Source organism: Lutimonas saemankumensis (assembly GCF_020171465.1).
GTDB lineage: Bacteria > Bacteroidota > Bacteroidia > Flavobacteriales > Flavobacteriaceae > Lutimonas > Lutimonas saemankumensis.
Genome location: NZ_JAIUZR010000003.1, coordinates 458084 through 484146 on the forward strand (window position 1 = coordinate 458084; position 26063 = coordinate 484146).

Here is a 26063-nt window from a genome sequence, read left to right on the forward strand (position 1 = left end):
TTCAAAAACTGTTCTATTTCTTGTCGGCTTCAATCCTTTTATCCCTGTTGGCAATTTCCCATGCCGTATAAAAGATATATTTGGTTCTGAGGGCCAACAGCTCAAAGTCGATCTTATCCGCAGTATCCGTTATCCTGTGATAATCCGAATGGCTACCGTTGAAGAAGAAAATAACAGGGATATTCATCTGGGCAAAATTGAAATGATCTGATCTTTCGTAATAGTTGTTGGGGTCATCAAACTCATTATAGGTATAGTCCAGTTTGAGTTTGGTGTATTTCTTATTGGTATCCTGTGCCAGTTTGTGAAGGTCTTTACTAAGCCTGTCAGAACCAATTAGATAAATATATTCCCTTTGATTTATGTGCTTATCGTCAACACGGCCAATCATATCAATATTGAGGTTTACCACGGTACTGTCCAAAGAAAAAACAGGGTTTTCAATATAATATTGAGATCCGAAAAGGCCAATTTCCTCACCGGTAAGATGTAAAAACAAGATAGAGCGTCTCGGTCCTTTACCTTGTTTTTTTGCCAGTTGAAAGGACTGGGCGAGTTCCATGACCGCAGAGGTCCCCGAGGCATTATCATCGGCTCCGTTATACACTTCGTCATTGCGCATTCCAAGATGATCATAATGAGCCGTAATCACAATGACTTCATTCGGAAATTCGCTTCCTTCTATATAAGCGAGTACATTTGAAGAAGGCCCTTCAGATTTACCGTCAAAAAAATCCTTTTCTATTTCCTGGGTGTATTCCGGGTAGCTATTTGGAGCGAGAAGGCCATTGTGATCATAAAAAGCCGTTAAGTAATTTACGGCCATTTTCTGCCTTTTCTCTCCTGTTTTTCTACCTTCAAGAATATCTGAGGATAAGAGATACAAATGCTCTTTTAAATCTTCAGTCTTGATTTCACTTGCATACTTTTCTTTTATAGATTCCCTTTTTTCAGCCTCTGTTTTACCGGCTCCACAGGAAACCAGAACAAATAAAAGTAAGCAGATTACGATCTTTTGCATAATTCATGTTTATTTCGCAAAAATAGAAATATATTTTCCCTAATTCATGATAAACTGATTAGTTTCTTTGTCAAAATGGATTTTTTTACTATCAAAAAGAAGATTAATATCCTCATTTTCAATTAATTTAGAAGGTTTTCCTTGAATGATTCCATCTTCAGTCATGAGCCAGAGTTTATCCGAAATCTGAGTGGCCAGTTGAATTTCGTGGGTGGATATAAGTATGGCCCGATCCAGTTTGTGGGCAATATTCTTCAGAAGCCTGAAGGTCTCTATTTTATGTTGTACGTCAAGATGGGCGGTAGGTTCATCCAGAATAATGATTTCGGTATTCTGTGCGAGAGCCCTGCAAATCATGGCTCTCTGTAATTGGCCATCACTTAATTTGTCACACCTTTCGTGAGCAAGACCTGCAAGATCAGAATTTTCCAAAGCCTTGTTGATCTGGCTGATATCCTCATCGGTCAGTTTTCCGATCCAATTGGTATAAGGCTGTCTGCCTAAAGCGATAAGTTCGTAAACAGTAAGATTACTGGCAGGGATTTTTTCAGTTAATACCAATCCGATATTTTTTGCGAGTTCAATTCTTGAATACGTGTCAATATTTATATTATTAAGCAGAATTTCACCTGACAAACGAGGCTGCATTTTGCTCAAAGTCCTTATCAGCGTGGATTTTCCAATACCATTTTTCCCAATAAGACAAATGAGTTCTCCTTTATTAAGTGTCAGGTCCAGGTTTGTCGAAATTAGCTTTTCGTTCTTTCTACTGTTGTAGCCAATGCTTAATTCGATCGTTTTTAAAACACTATATGATTCTTTTACTGCCATCTTACAAAACCATTTTCTTTTTCCTGAGTAATAGCCAAATCACAATCGGGGCTCCAAACAAGGTCGTTATCGCATTGATAGGAAGGGTATATTCACTTGTTGGCAACTGAGCCACCGTGTCACTGATCAGCATAATATTTGCTCCCAGAAGAGCAGCCGCAGGAAGAATTATTCTATGCTCAGAGGTATTTAAGATAAGTTTGGTCATATGCGGAGCCGCAAGGCCTATAAAAGCGATTGGTCCGGCAAAGGCTGTTATGACCCCCGCGAGAAGGCTTGTAGCCATAAGAATCAAATTTTTTGTCATTTTTATATTGATTCCGATACTTTTGGCATAATTCTCACCCAGTAGCAGGCTGTTCAAGGATTTAATAACAGGTAGCAGCATGAATCCGGCAAGCAGATAAATACCGGTAAAGATCAAAACCTCGTTCCAGGTCAGGTTACCCAGACTTCCAAAACCCCAGAACATATATTGCTGAAGGTTTTCAGCACTGCTAAAATAGGATAATACGCTTATTATGGCAGAGGTAAGACTACTAAACATTAATCCGATAATAAGAATACTCATGGTGTTTTTGACTTGCCTTGACACAATCATAACAGCAAATAAAACTAAAAAAGCTCCAATGCTTGCCGCAAGCGATATAAAAAGCTGTGACTGACCCAAAATTCTCATGCTCCCGCCAACTATGGAAGACCCCATAATCAGCAGTGCCACACCCAGGCTTGCCCCAGAGCTGATTCCCAAGACATAAGGTCCTGCCAGAGGATTTCTGAACAAGGTCTGCATCAATAATCCGCAAATGGACAAACCTGAGCCTACCAATACCGCAGTTATCGCTTTAGGCAACCGGTAATCCAGGATAATATAATTCCAGGTTTCACTTGTATCCGAAGATCCGGTCAAACTTTTAAGAACCTGTGAAAGTGGAATATCCACGGAACCCAGACTTATATTGAGCAAAAAAAGCGACAGCATCAATAAGAAGAATATCAGAAATCTAATTTTATATGTTGAATTGTTCTTCAAGTTTACTGTCGATTTGCTATAAATATAATTTTTTTAATACGATTCAATTCCTTAATCCAGTTTTTGAAGAAAGTAAGGGGTGTGATCCGGTAGCAATTCGGGATGAACCACTTTAATTAAATCCTTTAAAACAATGTGAGGTCTTAACGGCCCAAATTCAAAATATTCCACCCCTCCGCCGGGTCCCCTGCGTTTTGAAAAGGAATAAATGTTCCCCGTTTCAAAGGCGTTAAACTTCCGGTAATGCGAATTGGCAGATACCAATTCTTCCATGTTCGTATAATAACCTGACCCGATCCAGTAATCTGCATCACGTCCCTTGTTAAAAACACTTTCAAAACTGAGTACCAGGCTTCCCTGGCCTTCTGACTCTTTCCAGAGATAATCAGTATTTGCGTCTTGGAACAATTTAGCCGTAAAGCTTTCACCTGCAGGTAAATTCCATTTGTCCTTGAACAGGACCCCGGAAATGACAGTTGGAGACTTCTGAGCTCCTTTGGCAATCTCTATTGCCTGCAGATAATCCTTTTCAATGGTATTAAAAATGCTGTCCGCTTCCTTTTCCTTATCATAGAGGGCGCCAAAAAACTTGATCCATTCGGCCCGGCCAAGTGGCGAGTCCTCAAGCCAGTCTCCATTAAAAATTACCGGGATACCATTTTTTTCAATATTGCGATATAATTTATTCGATTTACCCATGGAAAACGCTATTAATACATCAGGCTGTAAACTGAGAAGCACCTCGGTATTAAAATCCTGCTCATTTCCCAGTTCTTTGACAAGTCCCTTTTCTAATCTTGATACTGTTTTTTCAGAAGAAATATATGATGTGCCGGGAAATCCCATCAGGCTCTCAGCCTCACCAAGAATTTCAATCATAGGGATATGAGTCGTGGAAGTTGCTATAATTTTCTCTACTGGAACATTGATTTTGAAACCTCCGTCAAAATCCATTTTTTTATCAGCAATCAAAATAAATTCCTGGTACTGCTCTGCGTCGGGATAGGGAGATTTTATAATCAGTTTTTTATAGCCATTAAGATCTTGAATATCAAAGCCTCTGGCGTATTTAACAATCTTTTTATTTACTGGGGGAGAGGCTGAAGTTTTTTCTTTTGGCCCCGTTTGATCACATGAATGTATGAAAAAGCAGAGAAAAAAGATGAGCAGTAAATTGAGATTATTAGATGTATTTTTCATGAACTTCAGACTTCAGGAAGTGTTTTTGAATTGGAAAAGCAAGTTTACAACAAATTCCAATAAAACCATTCAAAATATTTTTTTAACAGTTCGAAAGCAACTACATTTGTCTCGCAATTTGGTCCCAGAGAATGGGAAGAAAAACGGGAATCTCGTTAAAATCGAGAGCTGTCTCCGCAACTGTAAGCTTAGCCGATTTGTTCGGTGCTTGTTGTTAGAAAAAAGCCACTTTCAGTTATGAAGGGAAGGCCAACAACAAGACGCAAGCCAGGAAACCTGCCAATTGTGTAGAAGCAAAGTTTTCGGAAGAAAGACTATTGGCATGAAAAAATTTATTCTTCTTTTATTTATCTGTTTTGGGACGATTCAGGCCCAGACTGACAGTATCAATCAACTTGATGAAATTGTACTGCGAGGAAATTTTTCGCCAGTGGTCAACAGTGGCTATGAGGTAAAGGTTATTTCCGATTCAATTTTAAAAAATTCATATTCAAGCCTCGGAGAACTTTTACAGGAGCAGGCTAATTTCTATTTTAAGCAAAATGGTTACGGAATGGTTTCCTCAATTTCGCTTCGAGGAACCAGTGCATCTCAAACCGGTGTTTTTTGGAACGGTATCGGAATAAATTCTGCTTTAAACGGTCAAACTGATTTTAACACGATTCAAGCCAACGGTTTTGACGAATTAGAGGTGAGAAAAGGCGGAGGAAGTGTTCTTTTGGGAAATGGGGCCATTGGAGGAGCCGTAAACCTCAAGGATCAGGTTAGCTTTTACGATAAAAAAGATTTAAAGGTTCTGCTGGGTGCGGGGAGTTTTGATACTTATTTCGGACAAGCCACTGGTACGTTTTCAACCGACCGTTTTTATGCAAAAGTATCAGGAGGACTGCAATATTCCCAAAATGACTATCCTTATCCTGAATCAGATCTCAGAAATGAAAACGGGGCCTTTGAGAATTACAACCTGAATGCCACATTTGGGTTTAAGTTAAATGAAATGCATTCCATTAAATTGCATTCAGCTTTTTTTGAAAATGACAGGGAGTTATCCAGAACTCTTACCACTGAGAGTAATAGCAAACTGAAAAACACGGATCAGAGATTTTTGCTTGACTGGATATATGTCGGAAATCGATTTACTTCTTCATTTAAGACGGCTTTACTTCATGAAGAATTTACATATTTATTCGATAAAAATAGACCCTCCAACGAATCTGTTGGTTCAAGTAACAGGTTTATTGCAAAGTATGACCTCAGTTACTTCTTTACAAACAGCCTTTTTTTAAAAGGAGGGGTTGAATTTGAAAATGCAAAAGGCGACGGAAGTAATATTGATGATGCGAGCCGAGATGATTTTACGGCCTATGTTCTTATGCATCATGAGCCCTGGGAACGATTCCAGTACAATGTAAGTTTGCGCGCCGGGGCCTCTTCTGCTTATTCTATTCCGGTTATCTATTCATTAGATGCCCGTTATGGATTATCTGAAAAATTTTCTGTAAGAGCTGCTCTTTCAACAAATTATCGACTTCCAACTTTTAATGATCTTTATTGGGAACCAGGAGGAAATCCGGATCTAAAACCAGAATTCAGCTCATCTGCCGAAGCTGGTTTAGATTTCTCAAGTAAAGGGTTTACTCTAAGCGGTACTTTCTATGTTATTAACAGTGAAGACCTTATACAATGGAGGCCAGTTACTCAGGATTTTTGGCGTCCAGAGAATGTCAGTAAGGCTTCAAACAGGGGTTTTGAAACGACTATGGGGTATAGTAAATCATTTAAGGATCACAGCCTGAATTTTAAGCTTACTTATGATTATACCCTTGCTAAGGATAAGGAACTGGATAAGAACCTTATTTATGTTCCTGAACATAAAGCTGCCGGCCTGATCGATTACAGCTGGAAAAAGTGGCGATTCAATTATCATTTGCAATATGTTGGGGAAGTCTTTATTACAACAAACAACAGTCAGAGCCTGGATGATTATTTTTTATCCAATGTCTCGTTTAACAGGTTATTCTTAAAGGATATGCTTGCTGTACAATTCAAAATAAACAACCTGTTTGATACAAATTATCAATCTGTCGCTTACAGGCCCATGCCTGGTAGAAATTATGTAATTCAAATTAATTTTAAACTATAAATCAAAATGAAAAAAATTAACTATTTATTCGCCTTATTGTCACTGACAATTGTGTTCAGCTCATGTTCTGACGATAATGATACTCCGGATGAACCTAAGGGAGATTATGAAAACGGTTACTTTGTAAGCAATGAAGGGCCGTTTCAAAATGGTAGCGGAACCCTGACATTTGTAGGGAATGATGGAGCCGTAAGCCAGAATGTATATAAAAATGTTAACGGCGAAGATCTTGGAAACATTGTAAATTCGATGTACATAGAAGGGGATAAGGCGTATATTGTGGTCAATAATTCCAGTAGGGTAGTTGTTGTTAACCGTTATACGATGGAGAAAGAAGCTGTAATTGACGGTGAGGATATAAATAATCCAAGGCATTTTGCAGCAGGGAACGGGAAAGGATTTATTTCCAACTGGGGCGACCCTTTTGATTCGACTGATGATTTTATCACAGTGGTAAGTCTTGAATCTAATTCAGTTCTGGATAAAATTTCAGTTGGAGAGGGACCTGAGCATATGATTGTCTCAGGAAACAAATTGTTTGTTTGCCTTCAGGGAGGCTACGGAACCAACAACAAGGTGGTGGCAATCGACACATCAGACAACAGTGTTTTAGAAAATATCGAAGTAGGTGACGTTCCGGAGTCTATTGTTACGGATAGCAAAGGATATCTATGGGTGTTATGCTCCGGTAACCCGGAGTATACAGGAAATGAAACGGCCGGATCTTTGAATAAAATTGATCCATCGGATTACACCCTAACTTCAATGGAGTTTGAAACTGTACAGCATCCGTCACTTTTGAATTCAGAACTGGGTGAACTGTTTTATTCCCTGGATGGGCAAGTTTATCTTATGGATGAAGATGCTGCTGAATTGCCTGCTGAGGCCGTTGATGGTCTCGATGGCTTTTTCTATTCAATGCTGGTTGAGGGAGGCCTTTTATATGCCACGGATGCTAAGAATTACGCAAGCGAAGGCGATTTAAAAGTTTTTGATATAAAATCAGGGACCAGTTTGGAAACAATTGTGACAGGTATCGTACCGGGTCAGGTTGTAATTCCTTAATTTAGCTTATTTATACTAAGTACCTGAATATGCAAAGATCATTATATCTGATAATCTTCCTGGTTTTTACCAGCCCTTTTTTGTCTGCACAGGAAATTGGAGTCAGATTTGGAGATATGTACGGAAATAATATCGCCCTGGATGCGACAATTCCGATAAAAGATAAAAGAATTCACACGACAGTATCCTTCGGAGATAACATAGGAGTTGATGCCCTTTATGATTTTGCTGTTGAATCCATATTTAGAAGTCCGGACCTGCATTATTACGCAGGTGTCGGGCTTTCAACTTTGTTTGCCTCAGAATTCAAACTTGGAGTTATGGGAGAAGTTGGTATAGAGTATAGTTTTCCGAGAACACCTGTATCACTGAGTCTCGATTACAGGCCCGCCATTATTGTATTGGAGAAAATGGATTTTGTTTATGGGAATTTTGGGATGAATGTTAGATACATCTTCAGGTAGACCCTGATTGTCGTTTATTTGGTGATTATTCGTTATCATTCTCTTTAACACGTGTCCAGTAAAGATTTTTACCAAATATTCGATACCCTACAAACCCTCTTACTTTTAGAAGATCTGGCCCATAAAGGCTTATTTCACACCCGTATTCTTTACCATTTTTAGCATTTAGAATTTTCGCCCCCTGCCATACGCCATCTTTCAACTTTGCCCCCTCCAGTATGACCATTCCCTTGATAGGTTTATTTTTTCTATCATCTGTACATTTTGTGCAGAGATCGTTTCTGTGGTCCTCGGGTATGATTTCATCGATGATAACGTAGAGAGAATTGTTGACGACACTTATAAAAACGATTGACTCAGCTCTATTCTTATCAAATATATCATAGGTCTTCCATTTGCCGGTCACATCCTGGGCAAAGGTAAACTGGCAACAAAATAGAATCACTAAGAGACCTAAATATTTATTCATCAGATTTAACCCGATACCAATATTCTGTTCTGCCAATTAATGAAAATCCAATATAACCTCTTAGTTTTAACTTATCCTCAGATTCGAGGGAAATATAACATTTGTAGAGCTTCCCATTTTTTGGGTCCAACACTTTTCCACCGGTCCACTCGTCACCTTCTTCACTAAGTCCTCTGACAATCACCAGACCTTGAATCGGAACATTTTTATCCTTACCCGTGCATTCTGTACAGGTTTTATCTTTGTCCTCTTCATTTAAAATTTCAATGATCTTGCCATAGAGTTTATTTCCTTCCTTATAAACTTGAATTACAGACTCTTTGGCCCCCGTATCGGGATCGATACTATGCCATTTCCCCAATACGCCCTGTGCCCTTGAAGAAAATGAAATCAGGGCAAAAATCATACATACATAAATTACTTTTCTCATTGCTTTACTTCTAAATTTTTATGATGCAGTTTTAACAAACTTGCATTCAGTTCGAATCCGAGCAGCAATATAATAGAATTTAGCCAAATAAAAAGCATGATGACCAGAACGGTACCTATAGAGCCATAAATCTGATTGTACTGACCAAACTTTTCAATATAAACCTGAAAGATCTTAAAATTAATCAGAAATAATACGATGGTGAGAATGGTTCCAGGAGAAAAAAAAGGACTGTGTCTTCCTTCCCTGGTTCCAAAATAGTAGAGGAGGGAAATACCCACAAAGAGCATACCCACAAGGATGATGAACTGCAATGAGCTCAACCAGAAATTGGTATCACTGACCACACCTTGTTCATTGAGAGACTTGATAAAGAATTCTATTAAAATGATCACTCCAACAGTAACTAAAAGCAGAAATGAAAGTACCAATGAAATTCCCAGGGAAACCATGTATTGACGAATAACGGTACGCGTCTGAATTTGATGATAGGTATATTCAAAGCCACTCAATACTGCGTTAACGCCGTTGGTCATTAAAAAAATAGATAAAATAAAACCAAAGGAGAGTAGTTCCCCATATTTATTGGTTGCGATGTCATTTAGAACATGAGCCACGGCATCACTTGCATCTTTTGATGGCATCACCGCAAAGACCAGGGACATGAAATCATCTTGGAACCCTTCAATGGGAACAAAGGGGATCAGGGTCAATACAAAAAGTGCAAATGGAAATAAAGCGATAAAAAAGCTGAAGGCAATACTTCCTGCTCTTGAAGTCAGGGCCCCTTTAACGATTCCCGCAACATACATCTCAAGAAGGTCGTAAAGATCCATTCCTTCCATTCCCGGAATCTTAATCTTTTTCAAGGTCTTGACGATCCAGTCGAGTATGGGAAGATCACGCCGTTTTCTAAATCCGCTCATCATTTTTTAGTCAAGTTTTGCATCAAAATGATTGTGCCATTTATCCTGGACTTTTAATACTTGTTCAATGACATCACGAACACAACCTTTTCCACCTCTTTTTTGTGAAATATAACCGGAGATTCTTTGTACCTCAGGAACAGCATCTTTAGGACAGGCAGGTAATCCGCAAAGTTTCATGACCGGAATATCGGGTATATCATCTCCCATGTAAAGTACATTTTCCGGATTAATATCATATATATCAAGGTATTCATCCAGCTGTTCCGTTTTATTATGGGCTCCAAGATAGATGTCTGTAATACCGAGACCCCTTAATCTCGATTTAACTGCCTCATTTGTTCCACCAGAGATGATACAAACATTAAAGCCCTCCTGAACCGCTGTTTTAAGGGCGTAACCGTCTTTGATATTCATCGACCTTATTAATTCTCCGTTTGGAAAAACGGTTACCGTACCATCTGTCAGAACTCCGTCAACATCAAATATAAATGTTGTTATTGAAGGCATTAGCTCTTTATAATTTTTTCCCATTTTCTTCTTTTATTTTAAAGGATTTGATAATTGAATCAGTAATGTTTTTATAGATCAATTTCTTATCACCTTCTAATTGTTCAATATGTCTTTTTATGGTTTGCTGATCGTTTCTTTTTGCCGGTCCCGTTTGTGACTCAATCGGAGATAAACCCTGAACCTTAATAGCGGTCTCAAGTATCATTGGTTTTAGGATATCAAATGAGATTCCAGCTTCTTTGCATAATTCCTCTGCACAGGAAAACATGTAATTACTAAAGTTATTCGCAAAAACAGCCGCAACGTGTAGTTTTTGCCTTCCTTCAGAGTCCAGTTTATATATTATGTCACTCAATTCAGATGCCAGGTCAGATAATAATTTATAATCATTCTCATTTTCTGTTTCCAAGACAAGAGGGACTTTTTTAAAATCAATTTTCTTTTCAAGACTAAAAGATTGTGCCGGATACAGAACTCCTCTGCGTAAACTCGGATCAAGAGCGCTCATTGCCACAGTTCCTGAAGTATGAACCACTAAGCCCCTCAGATGTTTAAGGTTTTTTGAAAGCTTTGCTATGGAATCATCGTTCACGGCCAATACATAGATATCAGCATCGACAAGGTCTGATAATTCACTTATTACCGGTATGGAAGGGTCAAAATAACTTTTGTTGGTATGGTTTCTGCTAATACGTTGAACGCAGTCCGCTTTAGGAGACTCAATCAAAGCCCGAGATAGGTGAGAAGCCAAATTTCCTGAACCGATTAAAACTACCTTGATCATATAGCGAATATACAGAGCAATGGTTTAAATAAAAAGAATTTTTATCCTCGTTTTTAGCGAGATCCTTTTAAAGTAGCATCTGTTTAGATTTTTACTTCTGTATAAAAGTAAAAAGGGACAAAATTTGCCCCTTTTCACAATTAACTCTAACAAAAATAATATCAAGAAGCCTTGATCTGGGCCTGAGCCGCAGATAAACGCGCAATTGGTACTCTAAATGGAGAACAACTTACATAATCCAGATCAGTGTTGTAGCAGAATTCAACAGAGTTTGGTTCACCACCGTGCTCACCACAAATACCAACTTTTAAATTTGGTTTTGTTTTTCTTCCTCTTTCTGTTCCTATTTCTACCAGTTGTCCAACACCTTCCTGATCCAATATTTCAAAAGGATCTGATGTGAGGATTCCTTTATCGAGATATATCGGCAAGAATTTTCCGGCATCATCTCTTGAATAACCATAGGTCATTTGTGTCAGGTCATTGGTTCCGAATGAGAAGAAATCTGCCCGTTCGGCAATCTTATCAGCAATGAGTGTTGCTCTTGGGATCTCCATCATGGTTCCTACCATGAATTCAATTGAATCGTTACGCTCATCGAATACTTGTTGAGCCGTACCTCTGATGATCCTCTCCTGCTCTAAAAATTCGGCATAGGTTCCAACTAAAGGAATCATGATCTCAGGTTTTGCTTCGATACCTTTTTCTTTTAGGTTTAAAGCGGCCTCGATAATGGCTCTGGTCTGCATTTCAGTTATTTCAGGATAGGTATTACCCAATCTACAACCTCTGTGACCAAGCATTGGATTGAACTCACTTAAATCAGCAACTTTATTTTTAACCGCCTGCAATGAGATATGCATATCTTCAGCTAATTCTTTTTGAGTTGCCAGTTGATGAGGAACGAATTCATGAAGTGGTGGATCCAGTAGTCTGATTGTTACCGGTAATCCCTCCATAGCTTCAAAAATACCCTCAAAATCTTTTCTTTGCATTGGAAGAAGTTCTTCAAGGGCGTGCTTTCTACCTTTTACAGTTTCAGCCAGGATCATTTCTCTCATGGCTCTAATTCTGTCTACTTCAAAGAACATGTGCTCTGTTCTGGTAAGACCAATTCCCTGAGCTCCAAAGTTTTTGGCCACGATAGCATCTTTTGGTGTATCCGCATTGGTTCTGACTTTCAATTTGGAGTATTTATTTGTCAAGTCCATGATTTCAGCGAATTCTCCGCTTAGTTCAGGTTCAACCGTAGCAACTTTCCCCTCTATAATGTTACCGGTAGATCCGTTCAATGAGATCCAGTCACCTTCATGATATACTTTATCCCCAACACGCAAAGACCTTCCTTTGTAGTTTATTTTAAGGGCACCGGCACCTGAAACACAACATTTACCCATACCTCTTGCAACAACAGCAGCGTGTGATGTCATACCGCCTCTTGCCGTTAAGATACCTTTGGCAATGTTCATTCCTTCGAGATCTTCAGGAGAAGTCTCAATTCTACAAAGGATACTGTTTTTGTATTTTCCGGCTTCGTCAGCGAAGAATACAAGTTGTCCCGTTGCCGCACCTGGTGAGGCTGGTAAGCCCTGAGCAATAACATGAGCTCTTTTCAAGGCCTTAGGATCAAACACAGGATGAAGTAATTCATCGAGTTTGTTAGGTTCTAATAGTAATAAAGCTTCTTTTTCATCGATCATTTTACTTTTAAGCAGGTCAATGGCGATCTTTACCATCGCGGCACCTGTACGCTTACCGTTTCGAGTCTGCAGAATCCATAATTTTCCTTCCTGAATGGTAAACTCCATATCCTGCATGTCACGGTAATGCTTTTCAAGTTTGTCCTGATAAGCGTCAAGTTCTTTAAAGATCTCAGGCATTTTCTCCTCAAGAGAAGGATAACTGGCAATTCTTTCTTCTTCATCCACCTTAGCCAGTTCCGCCCATCTTTCAGATCCAAGTTTTGTAATTTGCAAAGGAGTTCTTACACCTGCAACCACGTCTTCACCCTGGGCGTCAATAAGATACTCACCATTGAACACGTTTTCACCCGTACCGGCGTCTCTTGTAAAACATACTCCCGTACCTGAATTCTCACCCATATTACCATAAACCATGGCCTGTACATTTACAGCAGTACCCCAGTCTGCAGGATAATTATGCATTTTTCTGTAATAAACGGCTCTGTCTCCGTTCCAGCTATTGAATACAGCAATCACGGCGCCCCAAAGCTGATCCCATGGGTCCGTAGGGAAGTCATGTCCTGTTCTTTTTTTGACAGCATCCTTAAAATCGTATACCAGGTCCTGAAGATCCTGAACCGTGAATTCTGTGTCAAGTTCAATATGTCTTTTTTCTTTTAGATGTTCCATGATCTCCTCGAAAGGATCAATATCATCTTTAGATTCTGGTTTCATACCTAAAACCACACCACCGTACATCTGTATAAATCTTCTGTATGAATCCCATGCGAATCGCTCATTGTTTGTTTTGGCAGCAAGTCCCAGGACAACTTCATCATTCAACCCCAGGTTAAGCACCGTGTCCATCATCCCGGGCATAGATACACGGGCACCTGAACGCACTGAGATCAACAACGGGTTTTCCTTGTCTCCGAAGGTAGATCCCATGATCTCTTCAATGTTTTTAATGGCTTCTTCAACCTCTGGCTTGATCATGGCTATTGTTTCTTCCTCGCCATATTCGTTGTACTTGGTACATACTTCAGTAGTTATCGTAAAACCTGCCGGAACAGGAATTCCCAGCCAACTCATTTCGGCAAGGTTCGCTCCTTTTCCTCCTAAAAGATTTCTTAGTTTACTGTTACCGTCAGCAGTTTTGTTTCCGAACTTATACACGTTCATTTTCAGATCTTGTGCTGTCTCCATTATATTTTTGTTTTTGATTACTTATTAATTGAGTTACAAAATTAGCAATGAAATACGGTGCGAAGCATGACATAAGTCATACAGTGTAAGCTCTGTAAGAAATGTTACATAATATTTAAAAGGATATTTAAAAAAATAAGGTTGTATCTTGTAGTGATCAATTGAAAGCCCTGTTCTTTAAAATGTTTGTCAAAAAACAAATTAAAGTATTCTTGATTATTCTCGGCATTCTGGCAATGGGTATAAGCCTGCAATAATCAGGTTTTCATCTTAATAAAAAATCGAAAGTTCCTGATTATTCAGACGACAAAAAGAAAATATTAACTAAATAAATGATATCATGAAAATTTTGAGATTTTTTTCACTTCCGCTACTTATGATTTTTCTCTATTCCTGTTCTTCAGACAGTGATGATGACCCGGGATCTGATCCTCCTGTAAATGATATTACCTATACAAAAAATGTAAAACCCATCATCGATGCGCGCTGTATAAGCTGTCATTCAAATCCTCCTACCAATAACGCTCCCATGTCTTTGGTTACCTATAATAATGTGAGAAGTGCCGTAACAGGAAGGGATTTGATCGGTTCTGTGGAAAGTGGTGCCATGCCCCCTTCAGGCGCGGATCTTACAAATGCCCAGATCCAAATCCTTAAGGATTGGCAAGATGGTGGATTCAAAGAGTAATCATGGATTCACATTGTATGTGAAAGGAATGTAAAAAAAGAGGTTGCCACAAAACAACCTCTTTTTTAATATGGTATTATTTTTAGAATCAATAGTCCGCTCCGATCAATTTACCTCCTAACTGCAACAATCTTAGTTCTGCTACTTTTGCTGTGTATTTGGCCTGATTATAACTATTTATGGCACTTAAAAAGTTGACCTGCGCCAGTCTGAATTCAACCGTTATGATCTGCCCGAGTTTAAATTGTTCTTCACTACGCAGAAAATTCTGCCTGTTCGTTTCAACGTTCTTTTCTTCTGCGCTCAAAACGAATAATGAATTTTGATAGGTTTCCCATGCATTCGCCACATTTCGCTCCAGATCTTTTTCAATAAGTTCTTTTTCAATGTTACTGTTGTCGATAGCAATTTTGGCATTTTGAACCCTGGTTTTAGTTTGTCCACCATCAAAGATGTTCCAGGAAACGGTCAATCCTCCTACGATTCCCCTCGAGGTCTGAGATGCAAGTAAAAACGGGTTGCTGATATTCGAATCGGTATTGGAATCTCTCCAGTTATAAGCACCGTTGATTCCTACATTAGGAACCCAGGAAGACTTATTGATCTTAAGGTCATAATCACTTAAAGTAACATTCTTCTCCGCCTGCAATAGAAGGGTGTTATTCAGTTTTGCTGACTGGAGCATATTTTCATAGGTGAGGTCAAGAGCATAAGTTACCGTTGTATCTACCTGAAAATCAATATTTACGTTTCTTCCAAGAATGACATTTAAATCTCTTTTAGCATTGGCGAGTTCTCTCTGGATATTTAATAAATTAATACTATCCTGGTTTACGTTTACTTCTGTATTCAATACATCAAGCTGCGTCTTTTGGCCATACTGATAACCATATTGTTCTCTCAATAACTGGCTTTTTGAAATGGCCAGTGATTGTTCAAGATTCGATTTATTTTCAGTGAGCCTCGCCACATCGTAATAGGCAATAAGAAGGTCGAGCAGGGTATTTTCAATGACTTGTCTTACTCTGATTTCCGAGATGTTATAGAGTTCCTGTAATTTTTTATAATTATACTTTCTTCCAAAACCATCAAAGAGAAGGTAATCAATACCCACACTTGCATTAACCGAATTTGTGGTATTTTCAATATCATCCTGAACCGTTCCGTTCTGAAATTCAATTTCACTTTCATTACTCTGATAATCAGCTCCTCCATTGGCAAAAACCGATGGCAAATATCCGCTATTATAGATGCTGGAGCTATTTTTTGCAGCCTCCAAATCATTATTGGAGACTTTTATATCATAGTTGTTTTCAAGCGCAATGTCTACGGCCCCCTGTTTTTCAAGCAATTCTTGCGCATTCATTGAGAATCCGAGAAGCAATACCAGTAAACTTAAAACCTTACTTATTTTCATTTTCTTCTAATTTTAATTCTTTAACCGCTCTTGTAACTTCTTCTTTGGAAGCCATTCTTCCGGTGATTAACCATTTAATTCTAACCGTTAAACTATTATTGATCGACAATAGCAGGGGTAACATTAATAAGGTCAGAAATGTGGCAATCATGATCCCATAGGAAATTGAGATAGCCATTGGCTTTAAAAACTGGGCCTGCCTGCTCTTTTCCAATAAAAGCGGCATCAAACCGGCAACCGTAGTGAGGGATGTTAAAAATATGGCCCGGAACCTGGATTTTCCGGCCTCATACATGGCGTCATTAAATTTCATTCCCTCCTTGAGATATGAATTGAATTTACCTACGAGTACCAAACCATCATTTACCATAATTCCCACCAAGGCAATTATTCCTAACCAAGATAATATGTTGATGGAAAATCCATGGATATAGTGGCCCCAAACGATACCGATCAAACTAAATGGTACCATGATCAACAGTAATAAGGGTTGGCTGTAGGATCTAAAGGTAAATGCAATGACACAATAGATTAAAACCAATACGATTCCTCCTACACGAGTTGCTGAATTAATGGTTTTAGCTGCTTCCCTGTTTTGTCCTTCAAAACTAGGCTGAACGCTTGGATACTTAGCCAGTATCGCAGGAAGCACATTGTCTTTTATATCCGTCATCACATCCGTGGCACTCTCCTTGGGATTCGCCATATCCGCTGTAATCTGAATTTCTCTTCTTCCTTCAAGGTGATTAATAGCTACATCTCCACGAGCAATGTCATAGGTAGCAATTTCTGAAAAAGGGACCTTATTTCCGGTAGGCGTAGAGATCCACATGTCGTCCAGGTTCCGAATGGATGACCTGTCTTCTTTTTCATATCGAACCCAAACCTTAATCTCATCCTGACCGCGCTGAAATCTCTGGGCCTGAAAGCCAAAGAAACCGGAACGCACCTGATTCATCACCGACTGCAGGGTAAGTCCAAGTATATATGCGTCGTTTTTCAATTTGATACGAACTTCTTTTATCCCAGCCGGATCGGTATCCGCAACATCTTTAAGAATCGGGTTGGCCATCAAGGCACTTTTGAGTTCAATCTTTGCTGCTTTGAGTTCATCGATATTATTCCCCAACAGGGAGACAGCCACAGGGCTACCGCCAAAATTCATTCCCGATCCAAATGTCAGGCTCTCAGCACCATAAATCACACCGGCTTTTTCTCGAATAGCATTAGTGATCTCTCCGGAAGGAAAATCTCTGTATTCACCGGGAAGCAGATTTATAGTGAGGCTGGCATTGCTCGATCCGGGGCCGATCCTTTTTATAATGTTTTCAATTACGGGGGTGTTTCCTGTTTGTTTCTCAGTATATTCATTTCCTACAATCCAGGCCGCTTCCTCGATACTTGAAATAATCGAATCCGTAATTCTTTCATTTGTCCCCTGGGGCATCGCCAGGTTGATATCTACCCGATCACTGGCCATATTTGGAAAAAAGGAAGTCCTGACAACACGACTTGAAATCCCTCCAATAGAGAAAATCAGCATGGCAAAAGGGATGGCAAGACCCAGGAACCTGTTCTTTAGAAAGAACTTTAAGTAAGGACCATAAATCCTGTCTCTACAGAATACCAAAAACTGATCCGCTTTTACGTTGATTTGATTGAATATATAAAAAAGTCCTGAAGTTGGTTTTTTACGGTTTCTTACCAAAGCCTTGGAATGAGCTATATGCGCCGGAAGAATGATCAAGGCTTCTACCAGCGAAACAGCTAGGGTCAGAATTACAACAGTCGATACTTCCTTAAAGAAATCCCCTATACCTCCATCCAAAAAGAAGAATATGGAAAAAGCGAGCATCGTTGTCAAAATAGCTGACATAATGGGAGGGATCACTTCTAAAGTCCCGTCTATTGCTGCTCTAACTGGAGATTTCCCTTTTTCATAATGATGATAAATATTTTCGCCAATTACAATTCCGTCATCAACGAGAATTCCAATAACAATAATCATCCCAAATAATGACAATACATTTATGGTAACACCCAGGTTTGCCGCAAATATGAACATTCCCAAAAAGGCTATGGGTAATCCGGCAGCTACCCAAAATGCCAAACGTACATTTAAAAACAAGGATAAAAACAAAAGGACCAGCAGAATACCTACAAAGGCATTTTCTGTCAATAAATCTGTTCTTTGTTTTAAAACAATTGATCGGTCACTCGCTACATTGAGCTGAACATTATCGTGGGTTTTGTTAAATTTCTCTATGTAAATATTAATCGCATCTGCCGAGGCGATCATGTCTTCGCTGTTGGTGTTGTTTACCTGTATACTAATGGCAACCTCATCATTGAAAAATAGTCGGTCCGGGTTTTCGTTCCATCGATCTCTCACCGTTGCCACGTCCTTCAGATAGATCACGTTTCCAGATTGGTCCGCTTTGACGATCAGGTTATGCAAATCTTCACCGTAATATTGTCTGTTGCGGGCACGAATCAGATAGTCTTCATAATCTGTTTTAATGTTTCCTCCAGATATCAAAAGGTTGGATCCTTGAACGGCCTGAGCCACATCAGCAAAAGTCAGATCGAAAGCACGAAGATCAATTTCTCTTACGGCTATTTCAATTTCCTCATCCGGAAATCCCGTTAAAGCAATCTGAGAAATGCCCGGGATGGCCCGTAAATCATTTTCTACGTCTCTGGCATATTTTTTCAAGGTTGTCAAGGGAAGGTCGGTCCCACTAACTGTAAAATTGATCGTCGGGGCAATGGCTTCGACTTTCGCAATCACGGGAGGTTCCATTCCAGTAGGAAAGGAAGGCACTCTGTCAACCGCGTTTTTTACTTCGGCCAAAACCACGTCTATATCTGAATCTACCACGGTTTCCACACTGATGCTGGCCGAATTCTCCCGAGATACTGAGGTCACTCGATCAATACCTACAATGCCTTTTAAATTGTCTTCAATTTTGAGCACAACCCCTTCTTCCATTTCCTGTGGAGAGGCACCGGGATATACAACAGAGATATTGATAAATCTTGAATCGGTCAAAGGGAAAAATGATGATTTCATCGAGAATATCCCAAGGATACCATAGAAAATTACAGCAAGGATTATCACATTTACTGCAACGTGGTACTTAATAAAATAGGAAATAACTTTTTTCATGATCTGCTATGGAGCTTATTATTGTTTAGGATCAGAACCATAAATTGAAACTTTCATACCGGGATAAGCACCAGGAACTGATCTGCTCAATACATTGGTCCCATCTGCCAATCCTTTAATGACTACTGTTTTATCCGTAAAATAGACTGGGTTTACGTTTACGAGGTCAATAATACTGTCTTTGAACACATAAACACTTTCGTTGTTTACCAGAAGCTTTCGCTCCATTTCAAAAGCATTTTCTTCTGCTTTGGCCACTAAGTGGGCTTCCAGATAAATGCCTTCTTTAAGATCCTTTCCTTCGAGCTGAATATAAGCCTTTACAGTTTGTGATGTTTGATCCACACGTCCGTTCACACGTGAAATCTTTCCTTTCCAGGTTTGATCGGTGTCCCTGCTTGTAACATCAACTGAATTTCCTTTCTGTAATAAGTCGATATACTTGGCATTTACCGCAACTTCCATTTCATATATCTTGGGATTGATGAATTCACCTAATTTTTGGCCTGAACGGATCAAGGAACCCGGATTGACCATTGCATCTGTTAAAATTCCGTCATATGGTGCCCTGATGGTATATTTTGTCAACCTCACTTCCATATTTTTAACATTATAATACGTGGTGTAAATGTTTCTCCCGGAAATAAAGAACTTCTCCTTTTCTGAACTTATTTCGGGAAGCGTCGGAGTAGGCTTGTCAAAATCAAAATCTCTTAAATACTGTTCCCATTTTTCATATTCTTCCGGAAAATCAAGTCGTATATCGGGCATGATTGACGTTATTGAATTGTAAAGGTTACTTTTTTGTGCCTGTAGATTTGCGTAGTGCTCCTCACTGTTAATTTTTAAAATCACTTCTCCTTTTCTGTATGAATTCCCGGGTCTGAATTCTTTTGCCGTCGGCTGAAGAACCCCCTGAACTTCGGAATAGATCTCGATCTTATTTTTGGCTACCAAATTTCCATTTGCTGTAATTGTAATGGGAATTGTACTGTTTTTCACCTCTTCGACAAAAACTGTTTTAACGATTTTAACCGGTGCCTTATCGGGTTTCTTATTTAAAATGCCCATAACATTTACCAGCCAAAATGCCAAGGCAATCAATAAAATTCCAAGTACTATATTTATATATTTTCTCATTGTGTGATTACTTTATTGAGGTTTTTTTATTAATGTTTTCTTGAATTTTTTTTAGCACATTTTGTGCGACCTGAAGATCTTCTTCAGAAATATTTTTTTGAAGTTCTTGAATGATGTTCATGAAATAAGGTAGGGACGTGTCCCATACGATTCTCCCTTTATCGGTAAGAAACACATTGTTTATTCGCATATCTTCAGAGGAAACACTTCGCGATACAAGTCCTTTCTTTTCCATCGTCTGAATTAGTCTTGTCAAAGCTGTTTTGGACCTGTTCGTGATAAAAGCTAAATCGTTCTGTTTCCTTCCATCCTGCTCATGCAGATGTTTTAAAACAATAAACTGTTCTTTGCTGATGTTCACCCCATGGCTTTTCATCACATCAGAAATGTAATAGTCCATGAACTTGGCTGTCTTGCCAATCCACGGGATGAGGGTAACTGTATCGGTATCTTGAAAAAGTTTTGACAAATCCTAAAATTTTGCCAAAAATACAAAAAGAAGAAAATTAGTTGCACATGCAACTATGTTAATGTTTTCATAAAAAAGTTGAACAATATGAATATCAGTAAGTTAAATCTTAAAGCCTATAAAAGACAAAAAAAACCATTGAAATTTATTCAATGGTCTTTTCATAGTAACAGATTCAATATTTATTCCGCCAGTGTTCTCATGTAATTGACAATCAGCCACCTGTCTTCATCGTCAGGCATTTTCTTTGTGTATTCCGGCATGTCATCACGACCAAAAGAAGTTTTGTAAAATAACTCACCGTCCGTCTGGGCCTGAAACTCTTCCGAAGAGAAGTCTCCCAGATCTCCTTCAACTTCATTGGCTTTTTTTCCATCACCATATCCTTCCTTGCCATGGCAGGACTGGCAATGTTTTGCATAAAGTGATTTACCAATTTTAAGATCTACTTCCGGATCAGTCGGGTTTTTCATGTTGACATATTTTTCAGGCACAACCCATTCATCCTGAATTATTCCAGTGAATGAAATAAATGCGAAGGATAAAATGCTTAAAACTATCAACTGTTTAAATTTTTTCATGTCTGATTAAATTAAGATTTAAAGATTCTGACTAAGTTAATAAATAAATAAATAAAAAGGCCCCAAACAACAATAATAAATGAGTAGGTTACCCCCAAAAGGAAATAAGGTGTTTTACCCCGCGGTGACCACATGGTTCTGCTGTCATAGGTCGATTCGTCAACAATAACAGTGCCTACTGGGGCGGTAATTTTCGAAATCACTGTTCCGTAATCATCGCTTTCCGATAGCACCACTTCAATATTCAAGTTGCCATCCACACCCGGAATGCCATCTTCGATTTCAACCTCAATTTGCCCCATTTCATCTGTTTCATAGTAATCCTCTCCAATAGTCAAAGGCCTGAATATTCTTTCAACTCTTACTTTTAATGGCATTTCCATTAAGGCACTGTCTGATATTTTTTCTACCAACGTGGCCCTTATGTAATTCAAACTGTCTTTTTGTATCCATTCTGCGGTTAAATCAACATCCTTGAAGTCGACTTCTCTCGATGCTTTTCTAAAACTTTCATTTCCATCAAAACCAACCAATATGTGGTACATACCTAAGCTGTCGGGTTTAAGATCGTTGAAGTTTTTAAAGATATATTTGCTCAACCCTGCAGAATTGGTTCTTGTAACGCCAAGTTCAACCTCTTCTTCATCAACTAATTGGTAAATGGTCAGGTCAAGATCGGCAAGCTCAACCGTTTTTCTGTCTATACGTGCCGAAGCCTTGATATTAAGGTAGTGTTCTCCGCCAACAACTTTTACATAATCTGCATTAATTCTGGCTCTGTCCTTTTTTTTAGTTTGAGCACTGAGTTCATTAAGATTGAAGCAGAATCCTGATAAAAGGATCAGTATTGACAAGCCCGTTGTTGTAATTTTAAAATTTCTCATGACTTACTCTTTTTATCATTATCCTCAATCCCACTTTCATCAATGGATCTTTGAATACCTACAACAGGAAGGTATCTGACCAGTAAAGTTAGTATCAACAATGCAGTCGCCAGGTTACTACCGGTTATGATCCATTCATGAAGACTAGGAAAATAGTCTCTCCACGATTCCGGGACACCCTGAATTGGCAGATAGGGATGAAGCAGTGTCGGAGTAACAATGATGTAACGTTTCCACCAGGAAGCCAGAACAACAAGCATGGCAACCCAAAACATGACAACGGGTGACCTTCCTTTTTTAAACATCAAAATAATAACCGGAACAATTAACCCTCCAATGGTTACAAACCAAAACAGGGTAGAATAGTGGCCGGTGAACAACGTTTCGAGATGAATCTGTTCATTCACTGTTGAAGCATAAGCCGGCATCAGGTATTCATTGATATTGAAATAGAGATATACCAGACAGGCCAGGGCCAGGAACTTACCCATTTTGTCAAAATGAAAATCTGTGATATAATCTTCTAAGCCTTTTACTTTTCTGATCACATAAATGGTAACAACGAGGGTCCCAACTCCTGCTACAAAAGCACCCGAGGTAAAATAGGGTCCAAAATTAGTACTGTTCCATCCAATTCTGTAGGTTGAAGAAAACAACCAGGCATCTATGGTTTGGAGGATCAGTCCTAAAGGAAGTACTAAAACCGCAATGATCCTGATCGATTTTTGCTGGATTAGTTTTTGGGCTTTGGTCCCTTTCCAGTTAAGCGAAAGTTTTCCATATAATTTGCTTAGCCCTGGTTTACTTTTGCTATAGTACTTTTTGAGTATGGCCAGGTCCGGTAGCAGAGGAAAATATAACAGGAAGAATATCGCAATCAAATAACTTGGTATGATAATCACATCCCAGGTAATCGGTGACTGAAATCTGGCGTAGATAATAGTATACAAAGCTCTGTCTGGCCGGCCTAAGTCAATAATAATGGTTATACCAGCCATAATAATTGCAGCGAGCGATATGATTTCAGCAATTCGGACCAAAGGGGTTCTCCAGGTATTCCCGGTCAACCTTAAGATAGCAACTGTTGCGGCCCCTACAAAACTCGTAGCGATAAAGAAAACAAAGTTTGAAATGTAGATTCCCCAAAGGGCATAGTCATTCAAATTTGTAACCTGTAAGCCTGATCTCACCTGATCAACATAGGCAATAAATCCGGCAATAACCATAAATACGAGCAATCCAACCCAGATTTTTTCAGCCTTTGTAAACTTCTTTGGGGCAAGATCCTTAATAAACTGTTCACGTGATTTCATAATTATTCAGGTTTAGCAACAGATTCATACTCCATATAGTTTTCAAGTCCGTCCTCAAAGTCAACCAGTCGGTCAGTTGGCGGCAGGTAATACACGCTTGGCTCGGTACCAAGAGATTCCATAAATCGGTAACCTGCTTTATCTTCAAGTAATTGACTTAATCGAAGCGATTCTTCTCCATTCGTCACCGTATCCTCATACTTGTCTCCAAAATAGAATACCCCGTTAGGGCATGCGGTAACACAATGAGGTAATTCATTATTTTTAATGGCATGCGGGCAAAAATCACATTTATCTACAGTTCCCATTTTACTTGGCATTCCGGCGTGTTCCGGTGTTGGGTTATGGTGAGACATATCCATGTCAACATAGATTTCTCCCTGATCGGGTTCTTTCCAGTTAAATACTCTAATAGAATAAGGACAGGCCGCCATACAAAAACGGCAACCTATGCAACGTTCATTGTCAATAAGTACCAGTCCGTCTCTTCTTTTAAACGTGGCATCTACAGGGCAAACCGTAACGCAGGCAGGTTGATCACAATGCTGACAAGTAACAGGCATCCAGTAGGGTGCCGTATCTTTTGACTCCTGCATATTGTATATCTTGATCCAGGCGTTGTCTCCTGTTACATAATGATGTTTGTTACATGCACTTTGACAGGCCAGCGCATTTTTACATTTGGCCAGATCGACAACCATTACGAATTTACGATTAGGCATCCCTTCCCTGACATTGTATTTTTCGTCATGATCCGAAGAATGCTCCATCGGAGCAACATCTGATGTGTCCACTTGTATAATATCGCCGTTGGTATTCATCAGTTCCATAGTGGAACCTGAATGATGGTTTGTATTTGCATTAAGTTTGGAAGCAACCTTTGATATGCCAAAACCACTTAAAGCCGTTATAAATCCCAGCTTTAATCCTTTATCCAGAAATTTTCTGCGTGTATTTTTATTCGATTTCCCCATGATTTAGAACTTTTGAATTAAAGCTTTTTACCCAGCCAGTTCATAAAACCCTTATTTGATATTTTTTTCTTTAAGACCCTGGCATTTTTAAGACTGCTCTTTTTGACTTTAACCGGAGTTCCGTCTGGTTTAATCAATATTTCATAAGTTTCATCTTCAACCGTTTCAGATTCTAACACCGCTGCCTTTCCTAGAAAGGGCAGTAGAAAACTACTGCCCAATATTGGTATGACACTTCTTCTTGTAAATTTATTTTTCTGTCCCATGATCAATAGTTTCTGTGGTTCTAGAAATTATAGATCCTTGTGATGTTGAATCCTAGGAGTATGTCTCCACTAAAGAAATCATTTTTGTTCCACATATAATTCTCCTGAGGAACGATACCTGAATAGTTCGAGATGAATAATTGAAAGGCATGTCCTGAGGTACCAAATTCAAATCCCAAGCTTAAACCTGGATGATTTGTGTATCGCGTTTCTTTAATCAATTCACCCTCTGAATTTGGTTTTGAACTCGTATCAAATTGCGTGAGAGGTTGACTATAATCAACGAGAATTGCTGTATTCGGGGTTATTTTGTACCTGCCTCCCAACGAAAAAGCCCATCGATCATTTTGCATTCCATCATAAACAGCGTTATAATGCGAGACACTGGTGGTAAATTGCATTGAAAATTCTGGTGTAAATCTTTTCGCCAGAATCAATTGATGGAAAAATGAATAACGATCCTGATGGTAATTAACCGGAGGTACCATGGTTTCGGTTTGCTCCCTTGCATCATAAGCGAAGTCGCCAAAATAACTTAAGTTCACCGGCATACTATTGGAACGAGTTTGTCTGAGAATAGCTACTTTGGCATTAACATCGAGGAGCATCTTATTTTTTGTTGCTCCAAATCCTAGAGTTACTCTTTCATGGACACCATAGGCCCCTGCTAATCTTATGTTGGCATTGGGTCCATAAATTCCTTGAAGGTCCGACCAGTCACCCATCTTAGCGAATCTGTGTTGCATCTGAACCTCTAAAGCTCTTGGACTTAGTACAATATTAGTTGGATTATCTACAATGTAGGAGCTCTCAAAAGCTGCTCTTTCGAGTTTTTCTTTTTTCTTTGGAATTGTATCCTGTTCTACTTCTTCACTTTCCTGTGCCAATGCTACAAAAGGCATTACCAAAAGAACAAGTAGTATGTATATATATTTTTTCATTTTTTTGCTCTTAAAGGTTAATTATCTAAGGCTCCTTGATCGATCCAAGCCTTTACTAACTCAGTCTTGGATGCCGGCCATCGTTCTGTAGGTGTTGGCATTGGAGAAACACCGTCGGCATGGATTAGTGACAAGTATAAGATGCTGTTTTCAGAATCAAACTCTTCAACAAAACCGTTTAAAAGACTTTCATAGGAATTCTCAGGTGTAAGATCAGGAGGTATTGCTCCGTTGTGGCAACTGACACATTGACCTTCCCAGAGCGGCATAATATCATTTGAATATGAAACTACATCGGGGATATCCACTACATCAGGAGGAAATTCGTCATAATAACATGATCCCACAAATAACCCCATAGTTATCAATGCCATTATTATTTTTAAATTTTTCATGTTTGAAATTTTAAATGAAACTTTTAAACATTTAGAAAAAATGCAGATAATGGTATCTG

General features: G+C 39.0%; 25 protein-coding genes and 1 riboswitch. Of the genes, 4 read left to right on the top strand and 21 right to left on the bottom strand.

The features are described 5' to 3' along the window. Nucleotides 1-13 precede the first annotated feature (13 nt). The 4 genes from LCM02_RS03510 to LCM02_RS03525 form a co-directional block, all read right to left on the bottom strand. On the bottom strand, nucleotides 14-1021 hold the full coding sequence (locus LCM02_RS03510) for a M28 family peptidase (protein WP_224926940.1): 1008 nt from the start codon (nucleotides 1019-1021) through the stop codon (nucleotides 14-16). 39 nt (nucleotides 1022-1060) lie between these two features. After that, a complete protein-coding gene (locus tag LCM02_RS03515; protein ID WP_224926941.1) occupies nucleotides 1061-1852 on the bottom strand; it encodes an ABC transporter ATP-binding protein in 792 nt (263 codons plus the stop codon). 1 nt (nucleotide 1853) lies between these two features. Then, nucleotides 1854-2834 (bottom strand): FecCD family ABC transporter permease, encoded by a 981-nt coding sequence (locus LCM02_RS03520; RefSeq protein ID WP_224926942.1) that lies wholly within the window; start codon nucleotides 2832-2834, stop codon nucleotides 1854-1856. Nucleotides 2835-2936: 102 nt separating this feature from the next. After that, nucleotides 2937-4085 (bottom strand): ABC transporter substrate-binding protein, encoded by a 1149-nt coding sequence (locus LCM02_RS03525; RefSeq protein WP_224926943.1) that lies wholly within the window; start codon nucleotides 4083-4085, stop codon nucleotides 2937-2939. 101 nt (nucleotides 4086-4186) lie between these two features. After that, nucleotides 4187-4383: riboswitch (cobalamin riboswitch) on the top strand. A gap of 24 nt (nucleotides 4384-4407) precedes the next feature. On the opposite strand from LCM02_RS03525, the gene LCM02_RS03530 reads away from it, so the two are divergent. Genes LCM02_RS03530 through LCM02_RS03540 form a run of 3 tightly spaced genes read left to right on the top strand, consistent with a single transcriptional unit; the run spans nucleotide 4408 to nucleotide 7757 of the window. After that, nucleotides 4408-6228: a TonB-dependent receptor plug domain-containing protein gene (locus tag LCM02_RS03530; RefSeq protein ID WP_224926944.1), complete on the top strand. Its 1821-nt coding sequence runs from the start codon at nucleotides 4408-4410 to the stop codon at nucleotides 6226-6228. Between the two features lie 6 nt (nucleotides 6229-6234). Then, complete coding sequence (locus tag LCM02_RS03535) at nucleotides 6235-7293, top strand: YncE family protein (protein WP_224926945.1); 1059 nt, start codon at nucleotides 6235-6237, stop codon at nucleotides 7291-7293. Nucleotides 7294-7322: 29 nt separating this feature from the next. Further along, entirely contained in the window at nucleotides 7323-7757 is a 435-nt protein-coding gene (locus LCM02_RS03540; RefSeq protein WP_224926946.1) for a hypothetical protein, read from the top strand. A 25-nt stretch (nucleotides 7758-7782) separates the two neighbouring features. On the opposite strand, the gene LCM02_RS03545 is transcribed toward LCM02_RS03540, so the two are convergent. The 6 genes from LCM02_RS03545 to ppdK form a co-directional block, all read right to left on the bottom strand. Further along, on the bottom strand, nucleotides 7783-8226 hold the full coding sequence (locus LCM02_RS03545) for a DUF2147 domain-containing protein (protein ID WP_224926947.1): 444 nt from the start codon (nucleotides 8224-8226) through the stop codon (nucleotides 7783-7785). Continuing rightward, nucleotides 8219-8656, bottom strand: a complete 438-nt coding sequence (locus LCM02_RS03550) for a DUF2147 domain-containing protein (RefSeq protein ID WP_224926948.1) — start codon at nucleotides 8654-8656, stop codon at nucleotides 8219-8221. The genes LCM02_RS03545 and LCM02_RS03550 overlap by 8 nt, the downstream gene beginning before the upstream one ends. Then, on the bottom strand, nucleotides 8653-9585 hold the full coding sequence (locus LCM02_RS03555) for a YihY/virulence factor BrkB family protein (protein ID WP_224926949.1): 933 nt from the start codon (nucleotides 9583-9585) through the stop codon (nucleotides 8653-8655). Before LCM02_RS03555 ends, LCM02_RS03550 begins: the two co-directional genes overlap by 4 nt. Nucleotides 9586-9588: 3 nt before the next feature. After that, nucleotides 9589-10116 carry a KdsC family phosphatase gene (locus LCM02_RS03560; protein ID WP_224926950.1) on the bottom strand — a complete coding sequence of 176 codons (528 nt, stop codon included), beginning with the start codon at nucleotides 10114-10116 and terminating at the stop codon, nucleotides 9589-9591. After that, entirely contained in the window at nucleotides 10100-10879 is a 780-nt protein-coding gene (locus LCM02_RS03565; protein ID WP_224926951.1) for a Rossmann-like and DUF2520 domain-containing protein, read from the bottom strand. Before LCM02_RS03565 ends, LCM02_RS03560 begins: the two co-directional genes overlap by 17 nt. A 161-nt stretch (nucleotides 10880-11040) precedes the next feature. Then, nucleotides 11041-13767, bottom strand: coding sequence for a pyruvate, phosphate dikinase (gene ppdK, locus LCM02_RS03570; RefSeq protein ID WP_224926952.1), 2727 nt, complete (start codon nucleotides 13765-13767; stop codon nucleotides 11041-11043). A gap of 340 nt (nucleotides 13768-14107) precedes the next feature. Between ppdK and LCM02_RS03575 the strand changes: the two genes are divergently transcribed. Further along, complete coding sequence (locus tag LCM02_RS03575) at nucleotides 14108-14455, top strand: hypothetical protein (protein ID WP_224926953.1); 348 nt, start codon at nucleotides 14108-14110, stop codon at nucleotides 14453-14455. An 88-nt stretch (nucleotides 14456-14543) separates the two neighbouring features. Here LCM02_RS03575 and LCM02_RS03580 read toward each other — a convergent pair whose 3' ends face one another. The 11 genes from LCM02_RS03580 to LCM02_RS03630 form a co-directional block, all read right to left on the bottom strand. Next, nucleotides 14544-15872, bottom strand: a complete 1329-nt coding sequence (locus LCM02_RS03580) for a TolC family protein (protein WP_224926954.1) — start codon at nucleotides 15870-15872, stop codon at nucleotides 14544-14546. After that, complete coding sequence (locus LCM02_RS03585) at nucleotides 15859-19041, bottom strand: efflux RND transporter permease subunit (RefSeq protein WP_224926955.1); 3183 nt, start codon at nucleotides 19039-19041, stop codon at nucleotides 15859-15861. The genes LCM02_RS03580 and LCM02_RS03585 overlap by 14 nt, the downstream gene beginning before the upstream one ends. A gap of 18 nt (nucleotides 19042-19059) precedes the next feature. Next, on the bottom strand, nucleotides 19060-20181 hold the full coding sequence (locus LCM02_RS03590) for an efflux RND transporter periplasmic adaptor subunit (RefSeq protein ID WP_224926956.1): 1122 nt from the start codon (nucleotides 20179-20181) through the stop codon (nucleotides 19060-19062). A 7-nt stretch (nucleotides 20182-20188) separates the two neighbouring features. Beyond that, the gene (locus tag LCM02_RS03595; protein ID WP_224926957.1) at nucleotides 20189-20650 is read right to left on the bottom strand and encodes a MarR family winged helix-turn-helix transcriptional regulator; all 462 of its coding nucleotides are present in this window, start codon (nucleotides 20648-20650) and stop codon (nucleotides 20189-20191) included. A 182-nt stretch (nucleotides 20651-20832) separates the two neighbouring features. Beyond that, nucleotides 20833-21231, bottom strand: coding sequence for a c-type cytochrome (locus LCM02_RS03600; RefSeq protein ID WP_224926958.1), 399 nt, complete (start codon nucleotides 21229-21231; stop codon nucleotides 20833-20835). Nucleotides 21232-21242: 11 nt separating this feature from the next. Then, nucleotides 21243-22115 (bottom strand): hypothetical protein, encoded by an 873-nt coding sequence (locus tag LCM02_RS03605; protein ID WP_224926959.1) that lies wholly within the window; start codon nucleotides 22113-22115, stop codon nucleotides 21243-21245. After that, nucleotides 22112-23428 carry an NrfD/PsrC family molybdoenzyme membrane anchor subunit gene (gene nrfD, locus LCM02_RS03610; RefSeq protein WP_224926960.1) on the bottom strand — a complete coding sequence of 439 codons (1317 nt, stop codon included), beginning with the start codon at nucleotides 23426-23428 and terminating at the stop codon, nucleotides 22112-22114. Before nrfD ends, LCM02_RS03605 begins: the two co-directional genes overlap by 4 nt. A 2-nt stretch (nucleotides 23429-23430) precedes the next feature. Then, a complete protein-coding gene (locus LCM02_RS03615; protein ID WP_224926961.1) occupies nucleotides 23431-24402 on the bottom strand; it encodes a 4Fe-4S dicluster domain-containing protein in 972 nt (323 codons plus the stop codon). A 17-nt stretch (nucleotides 24403-24419) separates the two neighbouring features. Next, nucleotides 24420-24668, bottom strand: a complete 249-nt coding sequence (locus tag LCM02_RS03620; protein WP_224926962.1) for a hypothetical protein — start codon at nucleotides 24666-24668, stop codon at nucleotides 24420-24422. Between the two features lie 20 nt (nucleotides 24669-24688). Further along, entirely contained in the window at nucleotides 24689-25609 is a 921-nt protein-coding gene (locus LCM02_RS03625) for a DUF5777 family beta-barrel protein (RefSeq protein WP_224926963.1), read from the bottom strand. Nucleotides 25610-25626: 17 nt separating this feature from the next. Beyond that, a complete protein-coding gene (locus LCM02_RS03630; protein ID WP_224926964.1) occupies nucleotides 25627-26004 on the bottom strand; it encodes a hypothetical protein in 378 nt (125 codons plus the stop codon). Between the last annotated feature and the right edge of the window lie 59 nt (nucleotides 26005-26063).

Bases quoted from the DNA above. Each gene is read 5' to 3' on its own strand.
- LCM02_RS03510 (WP_224926940.1), bottom strand. From the start codon at position 1,021: ATGCAAAAGATCGTAATCTGCTTACTTTTATTTGTTCTGGTTTCCTGT.
- LCM02_RS03515 (WP_224926941.1), bottom strand. From the start codon at position 1,852: ATGGCAGTAAAAGAATCATATAGTGTTTTAAAAACGATCGAATTAAGC.
- LCM02_RS03520 (WP_224926942.1), bottom strand. From the start codon at position 2,834: ATGCTGTCGCTTTTTTTGCTCAATATAAGTCTGGGTTCCGTGGATATT.
- LCM02_RS03525 (WP_224926943.1), bottom strand. From the start codon at position 4,085: ATGAAAAATACATCTAATAATCTCAATTTACTGCTCATCTTTTTTCTC.
- LCM02_RS03530 (WP_224926944.1), top strand. From the start codon at position 4,408: ATGAAAAAATTTATTCTTCTTTTATTTATCTGTTTTGGGACGATTCAG.
- LCM02_RS03535 (WP_224926945.1), top strand. From the start codon at position 6,235: ATGAAAAAAATTAACTATTTATTCGCCTTATTGTCACTGACAATTGTG.
- LCM02_RS03540 (WP_224926946.1), top strand. From the start codon at position 7,323: ATGCAAAGATCATTATATCTGATAATCTTCCTGGTTTTTACCAGCCCT.
- LCM02_RS03545 (WP_224926947.1), bottom strand. From the start codon at position 8,226: ATGAATAAATATTTAGGTCTCTTAGTGATTCTATTTTGTTGCCAGTTT.
- LCM02_RS03550 (WP_224926948.1), bottom strand. From the start codon at position 8,656: ATGAGAAAAGTAATTTATGTATGTATGATTTTTGCCCTGATTTCATTT.
- LCM02_RS03555 (WP_224926949.1), bottom strand. From the start codon at position 9,585: ATGATGAGCGGATTTAGAAAACGGCGTGATCTTCCCATACTCGACTGG.
- LCM02_RS03560 (WP_224926950.1), bottom strand. From the start codon at position 10,116: ATGGGAAAAAATTATAAAGAGCTAATGCCTTCAATAACAACATTTATA.
- LCM02_RS03565 (WP_224926951.1), bottom strand. From the start codon at position 10,879: ATGATCAAGGTAGTTTTAATCGGTTCAGGAAATTTGGCTTCTCACCTA.
- ppdK (WP_224926952.1), bottom strand. From the start codon at position 13,767: ATGGAGACAGCACAAGATCTGAAAATGAACGTGTATAAGTTCGGAAAC.
- LCM02_RS03575 (WP_224926953.1), top strand. From the start codon at position 14,108: ATGAAAATTTTGAGATTTTTTTCACTTCCGCTACTTATGATTTTTCTC.
- LCM02_RS03580 (WP_224926954.1), bottom strand. From the start codon at position 15,872: ATGAAAATAAGTAAGGTTTTAAGTTTACTGGTATTGCTTCTCGGATTC.
- LCM02_RS03585 (WP_224926955.1), bottom strand. From the start codon at position 19,041: ATGAAAAAAGTTATTTCCTATTTTATTAAGTACCACGTTGCAGTAAAT.
- LCM02_RS03590 (WP_224926956.1), bottom strand. From the start codon at position 20,181: ATGAGAAAATATATAAATATAGTACTTGGAATTTTATTGATTGCCTTG.
- LCM02_RS03600 (WP_224926958.1), bottom strand. From the start codon at position 21,231: ATGAAAAAATTTAAACAGTTGATAGTTTTAAGCATTTTATCCTTCGCA.
- LCM02_RS03605 (WP_224926959.1), bottom strand. From the start codon at position 22,115: ATGAGAAATTTTAAAATTACAACAACGGGCTTGTCAATACTGATCCTT.
- nrfD (WP_224926960.1), bottom strand. From the start codon at position 23,428: ATGAAATCACGTGAACAGTTTATTAAGGATCTTGCCCCAAAGAAGTTT.
- LCM02_RS03615 (WP_224926961.1), bottom strand. From the start codon at position 24,402: ATGGGGAAATCGAATAAAAATACACGCAGAAAATTTCTGGATAAAGGA.
- LCM02_RS03620 (WP_224926962.1), bottom strand. From the start codon at position 24,668: ATGGGACAGAAAAATAAATTTACAAGAAGAAGTGTCATACCAATATTG.
- LCM02_RS03625 (WP_224926963.1), bottom strand. From the start codon at position 25,609: ATGAAAAAATATATATACATACTACTTGTTCTTTTGGTAATGCCTTTT.
- LCM02_RS03630 (WP_224926964.1), bottom strand. From the start codon at position 26,004: ATGAAAAATTTAAAAATAATAATGGCATTGATAACTATGGGGTTATTT.